This window comes from Streptomyces sp. NEAU-174 (assembly GCF_052665095.1).
On record NZ_JBQTCE010000004.1, the window covers coordinates 347,492 to 363,720 of the forward strand.

Here is a 16,229-nt window from a genome sequence, read left to right on the forward strand (position 1 = left end):
TTGGGAAGAAGGCTAGAGGAAGTGCGGCAGATCCTGCCGCCGCTTGACGTTGACTTTACGGAACACCCGGGTGAGGTGCTGCTCGACCGTGCTGGCGGTGATGTAGAGCTTGGCGGCGATCTCGCGGTTGGTGTAGCCCTTGGCCGCCAGTAGCGCGATCCTCCGCTCCTGTGTGGTGAGCGCGGACAGCCCGTCCTGGCGCTGATCCGCGGACATCGCGGCCTCGGGGTCGATGGGGTCGAGCGCGGCTTCCCGGCACAGGTGCTCGGCCCCGGTCTGCTTCGCCAGGTGCCAGGCGCGATGGGCCACCCGGCGGGCGTTGCGCTGGTCGCCGGTGTCCTTGAAGGCGGTGCTGAGGTCGATCAGCGCACGGGCCAGCTCGTAGTCGTCGCCGCTGTCCTTGAGCATGTCGACGGCCTCGGTGAGCAGTTGTGGGCGGCGGGTGACCCGGCTGACCGCCGCCAGGGTGCGCAGGGACAGCCCGCGGGCCCGCGAGGGGCCCGGGAGCAACCGGGCCATCTGCTCCCGTACCAGCCGCTTGGCCTGGTCCTGGTCGTCCTGTGCCAGCCATGCCTCGGCCGCGCTGGTGCGCCACGGGACCACGTCGGCGCCGGGTGGCTGCCAGGTCTCGGCGAATCTGCCGCAGGCCAGGAAGTCCGCGAGCGCGGCCTGGGGATGGTGGGTGGCCAGCCGGTAGTGGCCCCGGGCGTGCAGATAGTGGGCGCCGTGGCGGCTGTGCAGGGCCTGCTCGGGGATCGGCTGCGCCACATACTTCTCCGCCTGCTCCAGCCTGCCGGAGCGGGTGGCGGCCAGGATGGCGCAGCCCAGCACTCCGGCCAGGCCGACTCCCCAGCCCTGGGGCGGTACGAGGGCCATGGCGCGGGCCGCCAGGTCGTGCGCGGAGATCAGGTGCCCCTGCCGCAGATGGGCCTCGGCGCGGATGGCCAGGAACCTCCCCTGCCAGGCGACGGCCTGGTGGGCGGCGGCCGCGGTCTCGAGCTTCTCGCACCAGGCCAGGACCTCCTCCAGGCGGCCCGCGTACAGCAGCGCCCGCAGGGCGAGCGCCCCGGATTCGGCGTTCCACAGCGAGCCGTGGTCGAGGTGGAAGGTGCGCAGCAGCAGTTCGGCGCGGTGGGTCAGCTGGTCCTCGCGTCCGCGGGTCAGATCGTCGGCCAGGGCGACCGCCGAGGGCAGCCATGGGTCGTGGCAGGGGGCCGCCTCCGGGGTGGCGGCGGCCACCGAGTGGGCCAGTTTCCGCAGCCCGGTGTGGAGGGGGTACGCCATCGCCGCCCAGTTCGTCAGGGGGCGGATGTCCTCGGTTCCGGAGCCGGCGCCCCGGTGGGCGCGGGTGCGCAGGGCGTCCAGCAGGGCGGTCAGCTCATCGAGCGCACCGGCCTCGGCCAGGCCCAGCACCAGTTCCGAGACCTCCCGGCGGTCCAGGTGGCCCGCGGTGAAGTCGCGTAGCTGGGGGCGGAGATGGCGGACGGCGACCTGCGGTTTCAGCTGCCATTCCAGTCTGCTGAGCCGGGCGCGGATGCGGGCCGCGGTGGGGTCGTCGGGCCGGGTGTGCTGGGCGAGGTCCAGGCAGCTGAGCGCGGTGCTCACATCGCCGGTCGCCAGCGCCTCGTCGGAGGCCGTGATCAGCACCTCGGTGGCGCGGTCGGCACCGGGGTCCCCGGCGCTCAGCAACTGCCCGGCCACCGTCAGCGCGGGTGCCCCGGCCTCGTGCAGCAGCTCGGCGGCCGCCCGGTGCAGCGCGGCCCGGCGGTCGGCGGGCATGTCGTCCAGTACGGCGGTGGCGGCCACCGGATGGCGGAACGCCTGGCCCTCGGTGAGCAGTCCGGCGCTGACCAGGGCGTGCAGGGCCCAGCCGGTCACCGTGGCATCCACCCTGGCCAGCCGGGCCACGTCCGCCACCGGCGCGGCACCGCCGAGCACGGCGAGGGCGCGCACCACGGACAGCATCGACGGCCGGGAGTGCGCCACGAGCTCGAGCAGCGCCCGTCCGTAGCCTTCGGGATAGCAGGCGCCGCCCGCCTGCTGATCGATGATCAGGGCCTGCACGGCCAGCGGGTTGCCGCCGCTGATGCGATGGAGCTCCGCGGTGAGCCGGGGCGAGGCGGTGTGCGGGCCGAGCAGCCGGACGGCCAGGGCGTCGACTCCGCCGCGGCTCAGTGGCCGCACGGCGATCCGGTGGGCGTTGGGGCTCTGCGAGAGCAGCCCGGCCAGCAGGGGCGAACGCGGCCATCGCAGGGTGTGGTCATCGGTGAGGAGTACCAGGATGCGGGCGGAATGCAGCCAGGGGGCGAGGCCGGCGAGGAAGTGCAGCGAGGGCGGGTCCAGGTAGTGGGCGTTGTCGACGCAGATCACCAAGGGGGTGGTCTCGGCCAGCTGGGCCAGCTCCATGGCGAGCTTCTGGAAGACGTCGACGACCTGCGTCTCCCAGCCGCCCCCGGCTAACCGCCCGTCGGTGACGGTGTGTTCGACCGCCGAGGCGAGCAGCGCGCGCACCCGGTCCCGGCTGGGCGGGGGAATCGTCATGCCGTGGAAGAGCTGGGTCACCACGCCGAACGGCAGAAGGTGCTCGCGGAGCGAGGCGGTGGCCCTCAGCACGCGGGCGCCGCCCGGTTCGAGGGATTCGAGGAACTCGTGCACCAGCCTGCTCTTGCCGCTTCCCAGCGGCCCGTCCACGACGGCCAGCTGCCCCTTGCCCCTCGTGGCATCGGCGAGCAGCCGGCCCAGGCCCGCCAGGATGTCATCGCGCTCGACCAGATCGGGGAGCGCCCCGCCGGGCGCGCGGCCCCCCTCGTTCTCCCGGTTCTCCCGGTCCTCCTGGTCCCTCCGGAAACCGATCGCCGACCGACCGGCGCCGACCGTGGAATCGTGGCATTCCAACAAGCTCACAGGCATCCCGCTTTCTGACATTCCTCCATCCGCGCGGCCGCTCATGGGGCGTGCCCTCGCGAAAGCGCATGACGAGCAGGCAGAACTCCTCAGTGGCACAGGTGCGTTGTCCACCCTTGAGGCCCGTGGCCTACCGCCAGGGGGGGAGAGAAATGGATCAGGGAAAGACGCGAGCCGGCCGGAGTCTTGTGTTTCAACAGCATGCGAACAGCGCGTGGTGGCTGCGACATGCACCGAATAGGGGGCGACATGCACCGGGTAGGGGGCACTTTCGGGTCCTATGCGTAGGTCCCGGCGCACCGCACTGTCAAGCGAGTGAGTTGTATATCACGAAACGATCACGCCGTACTTTTCGGCCGATGCTACGTGGCCCTCGTCGCCGTGGGAAGGCACCGTACGGACGGTATGGGCGAGGGGGTGGGGTCGGTGATTGGGCCGAAAGTCGACGGTGCTTGCTGGGTTCCGCGTACGGGGGGTCGGCGTGCCGCCGCTGGGCGAGACCGGCCCATGCGGACGGGTTCCCCGCCCGGCGCGAAGGGGGATCAGGTCACCGCGGCTGAGGTGGCCTGATCCCATGGAGGTGGGCGCCTCACATCACTCCGCTGGTGTCAGACCAGCTGGACCGCCTGCTCGTACGAGGGGCGCGGCAGCCGGTCCCGGAAGGCTTCGGGGCTCGGGTAGCCGATGTTGACCAACAGGAGCGACCGCCACCGGCCATCGGGGAAGAACTCCTTGTCGATCGCCTCGGCGTTGAATCCCTTCATCGGCCCGGCCGCCAGCCCCGCCGCGCGGACGGCCAGTACGAAGTAGCCCGCCTGGAGTACCGCGTTGAAGTCCATGTGGGACTCGCGCAGTTCCTGGTTGGCCTCCAGCATCTGCTGTAACTGCGGGTTGGACGGCGCCAGGAACGGCACATACTCCGGGTAACGGGTGTCCGCGGCGAGCACCGCGGTGACCGGGGCCGAGGCGGTCTGCTCCTGATTGGGCTGCGCCACCCCGGGCAGCAGCCGCTGCTTTCCTTCCTCGGTGCGTACGTACAGAATGCGCAGCGGATTGATATTCGCCGACGTCGGAGCCCATTTGAACAGTTCGTAGATGGCCCGCAGACGGTCGTCGCCCACCGGCTTGTCGCTGAAGTCATAGGCCGTCTTGGCCTCGGTGAAGAGAAGTTCCCGCCCCTCGGGTGAGAGTGCGTACAGGGCCTGATCGATATCGGGGGCCAGGGTGCTGTCCGACATGGCCGTTCCAACTCCTTACTCAGGTAGGGCGATTGCGCCCACAGCGTACGCGTACGAGGTGTGCGGTGGCCGGGGACTCGGTCAGGTGGGCCGGTCGCGCGGGCCGGTCGCGTGGGGCAGGTGGTGTGGTCTACCGCCGCGCGGATCATGTGTGGCACGCTCTTGGCATGATGCCGACCGCACGTCACATCGGAAAGCAGGCGTTCCCTTGAGGGCCGCCCCTTGAGGGCCGCCGTGCTGACCGAGCCCGGCGCGCTGTCCGTGGTGTCCGTGCCGGAGCCGTCCTGCGGACCGGGGGATGTGCTGATCCGTATGCGGGGCACGGGGCTGTGCGGCTCCGATCTCGCGGTGCACACGGGACGCCGGCGGCCACCGAGCCTGCCCTGGATCCTGGGCCACGAGGGGACGGGGCGGATCGTCGAGCTGGGCCGTGAGGTCAGCGGTCCGCAGATCGGCCAGGACGTGGTCATCGAGCCGGACTACTGCTGTCTGACGTGCGAACCCTGCCGCGCCGGGCGGACGTCGGCCTGTGCGGGACGGGCCGCCGTTGGGCTGACCGTGCCCGGTCTGCTGAGTGACTACGTGGTCGTCCCGGCCGCGTTCGTATGGCCGGTCGCCGCGCATCTGCCCCTCGAGGACCTGGTCTGTGTGGAACCCGCGACGGTGGCACGGGCGGCGATGCGGCGGTCGGGGATCGCACCGGGGCAGAGCTGCCTGGTGATCGGGGCCGGTTCCCAGGGTCTGCTGCTGTGCCAGGCGCTGGTGGGGCACGGGGTGACGGTGTTCGTCCAGGAGCCCAACAAGGCCCGGCTCGACCGCGCGTGCTCCCTCGGCGCCACGCCCTTGCCGCCGGACGTGGACGGACTGCCCTGTCTCTTCGAGACCTCCGGAGCCCCCGGCGTCGTCGAGCAGGGGCTGCGACGGCTCGCCAAGCACGGCACCGCCGTACTGATCGGGATGAACACCGCCCCGCTCGGGGTCTCGCCGCGCGATCTGGTGGCGGGCCAGATCACCCTCATCGGGAGCATGATCTACGACCACCCGGTGGACTTCGCACAGACCGTCGGCGCCCTGGAGTCCGAGGCCCCGCCCCGGCTCGGCGCCGTGGTCAGCGACGGTTACCCCCTCGACGACGTACAGGAGGCATTCACCGCGGCGTACACCGCGTCGGGAAAGGTGTGGGTCGATCTGTCCTGAGGCGCCCGAGCTGTCCTGAGGCGCCCGAGCGGCGGCCGGACCGGCCGGCTCACCCGGCAGGCGCGTCCAGACGCAGCACGCTCCCCTCCCCGTTGGCCGATACGAGGAGGGCCCCGTCCGGCGCGACGGCGAGCCCGGCGAACTGGCGCGGACGGCCGGGGACTCCGGGAATCGGCTTAGGTTCGGTGCGCGTGATCCCGGGCGGCAGGCCGACCGCCAGATCCTCGGCGTCGATCCTGCTCTCGCCCGTGGCGAGCGAGATCGCCCGCAGCCGCCGGTGCGCGACCTCCACCGTGAACAGCTCGTCGCCGCGCACGGCCAGCCCCTGCGGTTCGCCGAGCCCGTCCGCCACGACCACGGCCTCGCCGTCCTCCAGCCGGAGCACCGCACCACGCCGGTCGTCGCTCACATAGCAGCGCCCTCGGCCGTCGAAGGCGATGTCCAAGGGGTGGCCGAGTCCCTCGGCGAGCACGCCGGCCGTGTCGGTGTCATCGATGCGCAGGACGCGGCCGGCACCGGTCTCGGCGACCACGAGGGCGCCGTCCGGCGCTACGGCGATTCCGGTGGGCTGGTCCAGCCCGGTCGCGCGCACCCGCGTGGTCATGCTCACGGGGTCGTGGGTGCGTACATCGCCGAGTTGTGACGTGAGGTGCAACAGCCCGTCGTCGGCGGTGACGTTGTGCACGGCGTACATCAGCTCATGGGTGGTGACACCGGGCTCCTGCCCGTCATGGCCGGTGGCATCGGGGCTCGCCAGCCGGAAGTGGTCGGCCGCGTACACCGTGCCACCGAGGTCGACCGTGATGCCGAAGGGCCCGTCGAACCCCTGCGGTACCACCACCCGGGTCCGGCCGTCGGTGTGCACCTCCGCGATCCCGCCACTGGCGAAGCTGGACACGAACATGCGGTTCTCGTGGTCGAACGCGGCGTTGTCCAGCCCCACGACGCCGGTGGTGACGACCGACCGGGCCCCGGTGTCGAGATCGATACGGGTCACCAGCCCGGCCCTGCCACGGGACAGGACGACGAGGACGCCACCCCGGTCGAACCGCACCGCGACCGGGTCGTCCACCTCCTCGGCCACCAGCTCGGGCACCCCGCCGTCGGGCGGGATCCGCCAGACCTGGTCGCGCATCATCTGCGGGTAGTACAGACAGCCGTCCGGGCCGAGTTGCATCGCGTTGCCCAGGGCCAGGCCGTCGGTCAGCACCGTCGGATCGCCGCCGTCCGGGAAGAGCTCCATCAGGCGGCCGTTCATCCTCATCTCGTTGACGAAGAGGCGGTCGCCGACGCAGGTGATGCCGTTGGGCACCGACACCTGGTCGGAGACGAGCGTGTACTCGCCCTCGGAGCCGCGCCGCCACACCCGGCCGGGGGTCAGATCGGCGATGTACATCGAGCCGTCCGCCCCGAAGGCCAGATCGTCCGGGGCCTCCACCGGACCGTCGAGCGGCACCACCACCTCGATGTCACCCGAGGCCGGGTCCACGGCGCTGATCTGCCCGCCGAGGAACTGCGCCACGTACAGCCGCCCGTCGGGGCCGAAGGTGACGCCGTTGGAACCCCACAGCCGGTTCGCCCGGGTGAGTCGTCGCACCTCCAGACGGTCGCTCGTGGCCCGCGTACGGCCCGTGTCGTCGAACCGGCTGGGGTGCATCGTCGCTCCTTGTACGTAAGTGGCACACATCGGCGTCAGGGGACCAGGACGTCGTCCATGCCGCCGTCCGCGCGCCAGCGCCTGAGCAGTTCGTGGAAGGCGATGGGCCCGTCGCCGAAGGACTCGCTGCGCTCCCTCGGCATGCCCTCGTTGTTGTAGTAGCCGGGGGTGCACTCGGCATGGAAGGCGTACAGGTCCGCCGCCTTCTCACGGATGGTGGCGCGCCACGCCGACTCGGCCTCGGCGGTCGGCTCGACATAGCGGGCCCCGCGCTTGCGCGCCTCCGCGAGCACCTCGGCGACATGGACGGCCTGCTCATCGAGGATGTGCACATAGTTGACCGAGCTGGCGTTCTGTAACGGGCCGAGCTGGAAGAGGTTGGGGAAGCCGTGGCTGTAGAAGCCGTGCAGGGTCTTCGGGCCGCCGCTCCAGGCTTCGGTCAGGGTGACACCGCCCCGGCCGTGCACCGGGAGGAGTCCGGAGGTGACCCCGGAGACGCCGACCTCGAAGCCGGTGGCGAAGATGACGCAGTCGACCTCGTACTCGGTCCCTCCGACCACGACCGCCTTCTCGGTGATGCGCTCGACTCCCCCGTGGTCGGCGGTGTCCACGAGCGTGACATTGGGCCGGTTGAAGGTGTCCAGATAGGTGTCGCTGAACGTGGGGCGCTTGCACATATAGCGGTACCAGGGCTTGAGGGCCTCGGCCGTCGCCGTGTTCTCGACGATGGAGTCCACCCGGTCGCGGATCCCGTTCATCTTCTGGAAGTCGGCGAGCTCGTAGAGGCGTTCGCGCTCCTGGGGCGGGAGGTCGGCGTAGCTGTCGCTCGGAATGAGCTTCTGCTGCAACCGCGCGGTGCTCGTCCAGCCGTCGCCCACCAGGTCCTCGTCCGCCTGACCACCGGTGACGACGGCGAGGAAGTTGTCCCTGCGGCGCCGCTGCCAGCCGGGTGTGAGCGACGCGGCCCAGCCCTCATCGGTGGGGCGGTTGCCGCGCACATCGACCGAGGACGGCGTGCGCTGGAACACATACAGCTGCTCGGCGTCCCGCCCCAGATGTGGCACGACCTGGATGGCGGTCGCGCCGGTGCCGATGAGGGCCACGCGCTTGTCGGCCAGTTTGCGCAGACCACCGCTCGCGTCGCCGCCGGTGTAGTCGTAGTCCCAGCGGCTCGTGTGGAACGTATGCCCCTGGAAGGTCTCGATCCCGGGGATGCCGGGGAGTTTGGCCCGGCTGAGTGTTCCACTGGAGATGACCACATAGCGCGCCCGGATGCGGTCGTCCCGGTCGGTGTGCACGGTCCACTCCAACTCGCTGTCGTCCCAGCGGAGTTCGGTCACCTGAGTCTGGAAGTGGACATCGCGGTAGAGGTCGAAGTGGCGTCCGATCGCCCGTGCGTGCTGTCTGATCTCCTCGCCGGGCGCATAGCGCCACCGTGGTACGTAGCCGACCTCCTCGAGCAGGGGCATATAGACGTAGGACTCGATATCGCACTGGACACCCGGATAGCGGTTCCAGTACCAGGTCCCGCCGAAGTCCCCGCCCTGCTCGATCACGCGGATCTCCCGCACACCGGCCTGCCGCAGCCGCGCACCGGCGAGCAGACCGCCGAATCCGCCCCCGATGATCAGCACCTCGACCCGGTCGCGCAGCGGCTCCCGGGTGAACCCCGGCTCCACATACGGGTCTTGTGCGTACGAGCCGAACTCCCCGGCCATGCGCCGGTATTGCTTGTTGCCGTCGGGGCGGATCCGGCGGTCGCGCTCGGCCCGGTACTTCGCCCGTAAGGCGTCCGGGTCGAATCCCAGCTCCTCGGGGTCCATGGAGGTGGTGGCGGTGGGCGGGCGGTGGGGGGTGGGCATAGGGCGTCCTCGGACCTCTGGCGTCGGAAGGTGTGCGGGGCTCGGATGCCGTCCGGAGCTCGGATGCCATCCGGGGTGGCGTTGACCGGCGGCTGATCGGTCGGCGACTGACTGTCCGGCGACGGCGACTGATCGGCGACGCCGGCTCAGCCTCACAGAAACGTTCCCAGTGCGCAAGATTGCCCAACGGGAAAGAATCGGCCTTCTCCCGTATGCTCAGCGGGGATGACTACCGGTCTGCGTGAGCGCAAGAAGGCGGCGACCCGCCAATCACTCCACGACGCCGCCGTGCTCCTCGCCGCCGAGCACGGCGTCGAGAGCCTCACGGTGGAGGCCATCGCCGACGCCGCCACCGTCTCCCGGCGCACCTTCTCCAACTACTTCGCGAGCAAGGAGCAGGCGCTGCTGCACCACGACCGGGCGCGCACGGTCCGGCTGGTCGAGCTCATCCGCGCCCGCCCGGCCCGGGAATCCCTGACGGCGGCGGTCATCGGCGCCGCCGAGCAGCACTGCACCGAGTTCGCGGCCGATCCGGAGCAGGAGGAGCGCTACCGGAGCCTGCGCCTGCACCCGGCGCTGCTGCCCGAGCTGGTCGCCACCTACGCCGCCGCCGAACGCGATCTCGCCATGGCCGTCGAGGAACGCCTCCCCGCCGGACCGGACACCCCCCTGCGGGCCCAGATCCTCGCCGCGACCCTCCTCGCCGCCTTCCGTGTCGTCGGGCAGACGGCGCTCGAGCGCCGCGAGCGCGACGTCGTGGACCTCCTCCGGCAGGCGCTCGCCATCACCCGCGAGGGCTTCCGCTGACCGGTTTTCCCTGGCCGCGCGGGCCGCGACGGCAAGCGTGGCCGGATCCGAGCGGCCCTCGATAGGCAGCGTCTATCGAGATGATCAGAATCATATCTTGGCCCTTTTGACCCGCCCGGTTCTACCGTCGTGTTCATGGCATTGACAACGCGGCCGGAGCAGCGTCCGACGCGGGCGGAGCGGCGGCCGTCCATGGCGCTCAATTTCTGGCAATCGACCCTCGGCAAGAAGATCGTCATGGGCGTGACCGGTCTGATCATGATCGGCTACCTCTGCGCCCACCTGCTCGGAAACATGAAGATCTTCTTCGGCCCCGGGGAGTTCAACGCCTACGGACACTGGCTGCGGGTCATGGGAGCCCCCGTTCTGCACCATGAGTGGGGCCTGTGGATCGCCCGGCTCGTCCTCCTGGCCGCGGTGGTCCTGCACGCCGTGTCCGCCTACCAGCTGAGTCGGCGCGACATCAAGGCCCGCCCGCAGAAGTACGTCCACACCAAGCCACGGATGAGCTATGCCACCCGCACCATGCGCTGGGGCGGGGTGATCCTGGGCCTGTTCATCGTCTGGCACATCCTGGACCTCACCACCGGCACCACCCACTCCGGCGGATTCCAGGAGGGCCATCCGTACCAGAACGTGGTGGACACCTTCTCCACCTGGTACGGGAACGTCATCTACATCGTGGCGATGCTGGCCATGGGCATGCACGTCCGGCACGGCTTCTGGAGCGCCGCGCAGACCCTCGGCGCGGGCAACCACACCCGTGACCGTGCCCTCAAGGCCATCGCCAACGCCCTGGCCGTCGTTCTCACCGCCGGGTTCATCTCCATACCCGTCGGTGTCATGACCGGAGTGGTGAGCTGACCATGACCTCGTACAGCGAGTACAGCGAATACACCGAGTACACCGTCGGCGAGCCGATCCAGGACGAGCGGGCCCCCTCCGGGCCGGTCAACGAGCGCTGGGACACCCGCCGCTTCGAGGCCAAGCTGGTCAACCCCGCCAACCGCCGCAAGCACACCATCATCGTGGTGGGCACCGGGCTGGCCGGTGGCGCCGCCGGCGCCACCCTGGCCGAGCAGGGCTACCACGTGGTCCAGTTCTGCTACCAGGACTCGCCGCGCCGGGCCCACTCCATCGCCGCCCAGGGCGGGATCAACGCGGCGAAGAACTACCGCAACGACGGCGACTCGATCCACCGGCTGTTCTACGACACCGTCAAGGGCGGCGACTTCCGCGCCCGCGAGTCCAATGTCCACCGCCTGGCGCAGATCTCGGTGGAGATCATCGACCAGTGCGTGGCCCAGGGCGTGCCGTTCGCCCGGGAGTACGGCGGTCTGCTGGACACCCGCTCCTTCGGCGGTGTGCAGGTCTCCCGCACCTTCTACGCCCGCGGCCAGACGGGCCAGCAGCTGCTGCTCGGCGCCTACCAGGCGCTGTCCCGCCAGATCGCGGCGGGCAATGTGGAGATGCACGCCCGCACCGAGATGCTGGACCTGATCGTGGTCGACGGGCGGGCGCGTGGCATCGTCGCCCGCGATCTGGTGACCGGCAAGATCTCCACGTACTTCGCCGACGCGGTGGTGCTGGCCAGCGGTGGCTACGGCAACGTCTTCTATCTGTCGACGAACGCCATGAACTCCAACGCGACCGCCGTCTGGCGGGCGCACCGGCGCGGCGCGTACTTCGCCAACCCCTGCTTCACCCAGATCCACCCGACCTGCATCCCGCGCTCCGGGGACCACCAGTCGAAGCTGACCCTGATGAGCGAGTCGCTGCGCAACGACGGCCGGATCTGGGTGCCCAAGGCGAAGGGCGACACCCGTCCGGCGGCCGAGATCCCCGAGGACGAGCGCGACTACTACCTGGAGCGGATCTATCCGTCGTTCGGCAATCTGGTGCCGCGCGACATCGCCTCCCGCGCCGCGAAGAACGTCTGCGACGAGGGCCGTGGCGTCGGCCCCGGTGGCCAGGGCGTGTATCTGGACTTCGCCGACGCCATCGCCCGGATGGGGCGCAAGGCGGTCGAGGAGAAGTACGGCAACCTCTTCGACATGTACGAGCGGATCACGGCGGAGAACCCGTACGAGGTCCCGATGCGCATCTACCCCGCGATCCACTACACGATGGGCGGGCTGTGGGTCGACTACGACCTCCAGACCACCGTGCCGGGGCTGTTCGCGATCGGCGAGGCCAACTTCTCCGACCACGGCGCCAACCGGCTCGGCGCCTCCGCGCTGATGCAGGGCCTGGCCGACGGCTACTTCGTCCTGCCCTCGACCATCAACGACTATCTGGCCCGCAACCCGCACAAGGACGAGGTCGACGCCTCGCACCCGGCGGCCGTCGAGGCGGTGCGCGAGACCGAGGACCGGCTGGCCAGGCTGCTGGCCGTGGACGGCGACCGCACCCCCGACTCCTTCCACCGCGAGATCGGCGAGCTGGTCTGGGAGTTCTGCGGCATGGCCCGCACCGACGAGGGGCTGCGCAAGGCGCTGGACCGCATCCCGCAGATCCGCGAGGAGTTCTGGCGGCGGCTCAAGGTGCCGGGCACCGGTGAGGAGTTCAACCAGTCGCTGGAGAAGGCCAACCGGATCGTGGACTATCTGGAGCTGGCCGAGCTGATGTGCCTGGACGCCCTGCACCGGGCCGAGTCCTGCGGCGGCCACTTCCGCGAGGAGTCCCAGACCCCCGACGGTGAGGCGGCCCGCCGGGACGAGGAGTTCTCCTACGCCGCGGCCTGGGAGTTCACCGACACCGGCGCCGCCCCCGTGCTCCACAAGGAGCAGCTGACCTTCGACTACGTCCACCCCACTCAGCGGAGCTACGCATGAAGCTCACCCTGCGCGTCTGGCGCCAGAAGAACCCCGACACCCCCGGTGCCATGGCCACCTACGAGCTCGACGGCGTCTCCCAGGACATGTCCTTCCTCGAGATGCTCGACGTCCTCAACGAGGAGCTCATCGTCAAGGGCGACGAGCCGGTGGCCTTCGACCACGACTGCCGCGAGGGCATCTGCGGTGCGTGCAGCCTGGTGATCAACGGTGACGCCCACGGTCCGGAGCGCACCACCACCTGCCAGCTCCATATGCGGTCCTTCCAGGACGGCGACACCATCGACATCGAGCCGTGGCGCGCCTCCGCCTTCCCGGTCATCAAGGACCTGGTGGTGGACCGCTCCGCGTTCGACCGGGTGATCCAGGCCGGTGGCTACATCACCGCCCCGACCGGGGCCGCGCCGGAGGCACACGCCACTCCGGTGCCCAAGGCGGACGCGGACTACGCGTTCGAGCACGCCGAGTGCATCGGCTGCGGCGCCTGCGTGGCGGCCTGCCCGAACGGCGCGGCGATGCTGTTCACCTCGGCCAAGGTCAACCATCTCAATGTGCTGCCCCAGGGCTCTCCGGAGCGGGAGACCCGGGTGCTGGACATGGTGGCCCAGATGGACGCCGAGGGCTTCGGCGGCTGCACCCTCACCGGTGAGTGCGCCACGGCCTGCCCCAAGGGCATCCCGCTGTTCTCCATCACCGCGATGAACAAGGAGTGGCTGCGAGCGACCCGCAAGGTCAAGCGCTGACCCAGAAGGTCAAGCGCTGATCCCACTCCCCCAGAACGGCACCCCTCGACAACGCTCCGTGGATGGGGTGTCCAGGCGGCGGAGGTCTTTCCGGACGCTAGACCTCCGCCGCCGCCCGCACATCCGGGCGGTGGCTCCGGTGGCAGGGGATCACATACCCGCCACCGGGCCGCTAGGTTGAGCGCATGTACACCATGCGACTCTCCCGCCGGGTGAACGCCCCGCGCTCCGCCGTCTACCGGGCGCTCCTCGACGCGAGCGCCGTCGCGGCCTGGCGGGTGCCCGAGGGCATGACCAGCCGGGTGCACGAGTTCGACCCCCGCGAAGGGGGCGCCTTCCGTATCTCCCTCGTCTACGACGACCCGGCGAGCGCCGGCAAGTCGGGCGGCCATACGGACACCTACCACGGCCGCTTCACCCGGCTGGTGCCGGACGAGCAGGTGGTCGAGGTGCTCGAGTTCGAGACCGCGGACCCCGCCCTGCGCTCCACGATGACGATGACGACCACGCTCACCGACGCGGCGGGCGGCGGCACGGACGTCCACCTCCTGCACGAGGGGATCCCCGACGCCGTACCGGCCGCCGACAACGAGCTGGGGCAGCGCATGGCCCTGGACAAGCTGGCCGAGCTGGTCGAGACGGGCCGGGCACCTCGGTAGGAGGTCCCGCGGCTACCGCCGGCCGCGCTCGAAGAACGCCTGGGCCAGGCCGTCGAGCACATGGCCCAGGCGGCGGTCGAAGGCGTCCCGCGGATCGGTGGGCCGGGGTGCCTCCCGCAGGGCACGCGTGGAGAGCGGGTACTCGCCGCTCTCGGCGGCCTTGTCCAAGAACGACGGCCCGGGCGCTGCGGTCTCGCTCTCGTCGGCCCGGCGCTGTCGGGCCTCGTGCCGGCGGGCCTCGGCGAAGGCATGACCCTGGACGAACGCGAGCAGGGTCCGCCAGGCGTCGAGCATCTCTCCGCTGTCCAGCCCATGGCCGTCCAGGAGGGCCAGGGTGGACTCCGTCATCGCCAGCGTGCCCGGCCCGAAGTCCTCGGCGTTGAGGGCGTGTCGGGCCAGCCAGGGGTGGCGCAGGGTCACCTGGCGGATTCGGTGGGCCGCTGCGGTGAGATCGGCACGCCAGTCGCCGGTCGGGGGCGGGGCGGTGGCCTCGGCGCTGACCCGGTCGACCATGAGGGTGATCAGGTCGTCACGGCTGTCGACATAGCGATAGAGAGACATGGCGCCCGCGCCGATGTGCTCGGCGACCTTCCGCATGGTCACCGCGTCGAGCCCTTGGCCGTCCGCGACCTCGATGGCGGCGGTCGCGATGACCTCGTAGGACAGGGCGGCTCGCGCCGCCTTCGCCGGTTGCGCGGCCTTCTCCCAGTTCACCATGGACAGGATCGTACGCTAGCGTACGCTGTACTCGTTGCGTACGTCGTACATGACCCGTACCTCGTACTCGACGCATGCCCTCCACGGCCCCGCACCGCCCCGACCCCCGGAGCGCCACCATGGACAACACCACCGCCCCCGCCCCCGACTGTGATGTGCTGGTCGTGGGCGCCGGTCCGACCGGCCTCACCGCCGCCTGCGAACTCGCCCGGCGCGGCGTCAGCGTCCGCGTCGTCGACAAGGCCACCGCCCCCTTCAACGGCTCACGCGGCAAGGGCCTGCAACCACGCACCCTGGAAGTCCTGGACAACCTCGGGGTGGCCGGGCGCCTGATCGCCCTCGGCCGCTTCCGTCTGCCGGTCCGGTTCCACAACGCCGACGGCACCTTCCAGGACGTCGACCTCAGCGGCGACGCCGAACCGACGCCCGACAGCCCGTATGCCCGCACCCTGCTGATCCCGCAGTGGCGGGTGGAGGAGACCTTGCGCGAGCGCCTGGACCAGCTGGGCGCCACGGTGGAGTGGAACAGACCGGTCGCCGATCTGGTGCGGCACACCGGCCATGTCGAGGCGGTGTTCGCCGACGGTGCGCGCGCCACGGCCCGCTATGTGATCGGCGCCGACGGCGGCTCCGGGGCAGTCCGGCGCCTTCTGGATGTCGCGTTCCTCGGCGAGACCGACGAGGACGAGCGGATGCTGCTCGGCGATGTCCGGCTGGACGGCCTGGACCGCGACCACTGGCACATCTGGCAGGGCCCCCAGGGCGGTTCGGTCGCGCTGTGCCCGCTGCCGGCCACCGACACCTTCCAGATCCAGGCGCCCGTCGCCCCCGGCGACACCGGTGAACCGACCCTCGAGACCTTCCAGCGCATCGTGGACACGCTGATCGGGCCGGACGCGGTGCGGCTGCGCGAGGCCACCTGGCTCTCGCGCTGGCGACTGAACGTCCGCATGGTCGACCGCTACCGCGTGGGCCGGGCCTTCCTCGCCGGGGACGCCGCACACATCCACTCCCCCGCCGGCGGCCAGGGCATGAACACCGGTGTCCAGGACGCCGTCAATATCGGCTGGAAGCTGGCCGCCGTGCTCCACGGCGGCGACGAGTCCCTCCTGGACACCTACCAGGCCGAGCGGCTTCCGGTGGCGGCGGCCGTACTCGGCCTGTCCTCCCGCCTCATGGGACAGGGCATCGGCGAGCATGGCGAGGACACCGAGCGGATGCTACAGCTGGGCCACACCTACCGTGGCGGGCCGCTCGCCCCTGCCGGGTCCGCCGAGGCGGAGGGACCGAGCGCCGGGGACCGCGCACCCGACGCCCCCTGTCACGGGGCCGACGGGCGGCGGGTGCGGCTGTTCGACCTCCAGCGCGGCGGTCACTGGACCCTCTACGGATTCGGGGTACGGCCCCGGCCACCGCACCCCTCGGTCCGCGCCGTGGCCATCGGCGGCGAGATCACCGACACCGGCGGCCACGCCCGGCGGGCGTACGCCGCCACCGACGGCGAGTGCGTCCTGGTCCGCCCCGACGGGCACATCGCCATCCGCACCCACGATCACGCGGCCATCGACGCCTATCTGCGCCCCGCCCTGCCCCAGGCCCCGTAGGCCGGTG

At 70.8% G+C, this 16,229-nt stretch carries 12 protein-coding genes; 7 read left to right on the forward strand and 5 right to left on the reverse strand.

The annotated features are described in order from the left end of the window. Window positions 1–12: 12 nt before the first annotated feature. Window positions 13–2,904, reverse strand: a complete 2,892-nt coding sequence (locus tag ACT2CW_RS14295; protein ID WP_445516830.1) for a helix-turn-helix transcriptional regulator — start codon at window positions 2,902–2,904, stop codon at window positions 13–15. 608 nt (window positions 2,905–3,512) lie between these two features. After that, entirely contained in the window at window positions 3,513–4,142 is a 630-nt protein-coding gene (locus ACT2CW_RS14300) for a malonic semialdehyde reductase (protein WP_182473990.1), read from the reverse strand. A 234-nt stretch (window positions 4,143–4,376) separates the two neighbouring features. Here ACT2CW_RS14300 and ACT2CW_RS14305 point away from each other — a divergent pair, with 234 nt between their 5' ends. Then, window positions 4,377–5,339 (forward strand): zinc-dependent alcohol dehydrogenase, encoded by a 963-nt coding sequence (locus ACT2CW_RS14305; RefSeq protein WP_445516831.1) that lies wholly within the window; start codon window positions 4,377–4,379, stop codon window positions 5,337–5,339. 49 nt (window positions 5,340–5,388) lie between these two features. Here ACT2CW_RS14305 and ACT2CW_RS14310 read toward each other — a convergent pair whose 3' ends face one another. After that, window positions 5,389–6,996: a hypothetical protein gene (locus ACT2CW_RS14310; protein ID WP_445516832.1), complete on the reverse strand. Its 1,608-nt coding sequence runs from the start codon at window positions 6,994–6,996 to the stop codon at window positions 5,389–5,391. Window positions 6,997–7,031: 35 nt separating this feature from the next. Further along, window positions 7,032–8,858 (reverse strand): flavin-containing monooxygenase, encoded by a 1,827-nt coding sequence (locus ACT2CW_RS14315; protein WP_445516833.1) that lies wholly within the window; start codon window positions 8,856–8,858, stop codon window positions 7,032–7,034. Between the two features lie 225 nt (window positions 8,859–9,083). Here ACT2CW_RS14315 and ACT2CW_RS14320 point away from each other — a divergent pair, with 225 nt between their 5' ends. The 5 genes from ACT2CW_RS14320 (at window position 9,084) to ACT2CW_RS14340 (ending at window position 13,901) form a co-directional block, all read left to right on the forward strand. After that, on the forward strand, window positions 9,084–9,665 hold the full coding sequence (locus ACT2CW_RS14320) for a TetR/AcrR family transcriptional regulator (RefSeq protein ID WP_445516834.1): 582 nt from the start codon (window positions 9,084–9,086) through the stop codon (window positions 9,663–9,665). A gap of 135 nt (window positions 9,666–9,800) precedes the next feature. Continuing rightward, a complete protein-coding gene (locus ACT2CW_RS14325) occupies window positions 9,801–10,529 on the forward strand; it encodes a succinate dehydrogenase (RefSeq protein ID WP_078559621.1) in 729 nt (242 codons plus the stop codon). A 2-nt stretch (window positions 10,530–10,531) separates the two neighbouring features. After that, a complete protein-coding gene (locus ACT2CW_RS14330; protein WP_138912658.1) occupies window positions 10,532–12,499 on the forward strand; it encodes a fumarate reductase/succinate dehydrogenase flavoprotein subunit in 1,968 nt (655 codons plus the stop codon). After that, window positions 12,496–13,242: a succinate dehydrogenase/fumarate reductase iron-sulfur subunit gene (locus ACT2CW_RS14335; protein ID WP_086886482.1), complete on the forward strand. Its 747-nt coding sequence runs from the start codon at window positions 12,496–12,498 to the stop codon at window positions 13,240–13,242. Before ACT2CW_RS14330 ends, ACT2CW_RS14335 begins: the two co-directional genes overlap by 4 nt. 185 nt (window positions 13,243–13,427) lie before the next feature. Further along, window positions 13,428–13,901 (forward strand): SRPBCC domain-containing protein, encoded by a 474-nt coding sequence (locus ACT2CW_RS14340; RefSeq protein WP_182473985.1) that lies wholly within the window; start codon window positions 13,428–13,430, stop codon window positions 13,899–13,901. A 12-nt stretch (window positions 13,902–13,913) separates the two neighbouring features. On the opposite strand, the gene ACT2CW_RS14345 is transcribed toward ACT2CW_RS14340, so the two are convergent. Further along, window positions 13,914–14,618: a TetR/AcrR family transcriptional regulator gene (locus ACT2CW_RS14345; protein WP_445516835.1), complete on the reverse strand. Its 705-nt coding sequence runs from the start codon at window positions 14,616–14,618 to the stop codon at window positions 13,914–13,916. Window positions 14,619–14,692: 74 nt separating this feature from the next. Here ACT2CW_RS14345 and ACT2CW_RS14350 point away from each other — a divergent pair, with 74 nt between their 5' ends. Beyond that, window positions 14,693–16,222: an FAD-dependent oxidoreductase gene (locus ACT2CW_RS14350; RefSeq protein WP_445516836.1), complete on the forward strand. Its 1,530-nt coding sequence runs from the start codon at window positions 14,693–14,695 to the stop codon at window positions 16,220–16,222. Window positions 16,223–16,229 lie beyond the last annotated feature (7 nt).

Excerpts from the sequence above, each read along its gene's own strand:
- ACT2CW_RS14345 (WP_445516835.1), bottom strand. The coding sequence starts at position 14,618 with ATGGTGAACTGGGAGAAGGCCGCGCAACCGGCGAAGGCGGCGCGAGCC.
- ACT2CW_RS14325 (WP_078559621.1), top strand. The coding sequence starts at position 9,801 with ATGGCATTGACAACGCGGCCGGAGCAGCGTCCGACGCGGGCGGAGCGG.
- ACT2CW_RS14340 (WP_182473985.1), top strand. The coding sequence starts at position 13,428 with ATGTACACCATGCGACTCTCCCGCCGGGTGAACGCCCCGCGCTCCGCC.
- ACT2CW_RS14315 (WP_445516833.1), bottom strand. The coding sequence starts at position 8,858 with ATGCCCACCCCCCACCGCCCGCCCACCGCCACCACCTCCATGGACCCC.
- ACT2CW_RS14300 (WP_182473990.1), bottom strand. The coding sequence starts at position 4,142 with ATGTCGGACAGCACCCTGGCCCCCGATATCGATCAGGCCCTGTACGCA.
- ACT2CW_RS14330 (WP_138912658.1), top strand. The coding sequence starts at position 10,532 with ATGACCTCGTACAGCGAGTACAGCGAATACACCGAGTACACCGTCGGC.
- ACT2CW_RS14350 (WP_445516836.1), top strand. The coding sequence starts at position 14,693 with ATGCCCTCCACGGCCCCGCACCGCCCCGACCCCCGGAGCGCCACCATG.
- ACT2CW_RS14320 (WP_445516834.1), top strand. The coding sequence starts at position 9,084 with ATGACTACCGGTCTGCGTGAGCGCAAGAAGGCGGCGACCCGCCAATCA.
- ACT2CW_RS14310 (WP_445516832.1), bottom strand. The coding sequence starts at position 6,996 with ATGCACCCCAGCCGGTTCGACGACACGGGCCGTACGCGGGCCACGAGC.
- ACT2CW_RS14335 (WP_086886482.1), top strand. The coding sequence starts at position 12,496 with ATGAAGCTCACCCTGCGCGTCTGGCGCCAGAAGAACCCCGACACCCCC.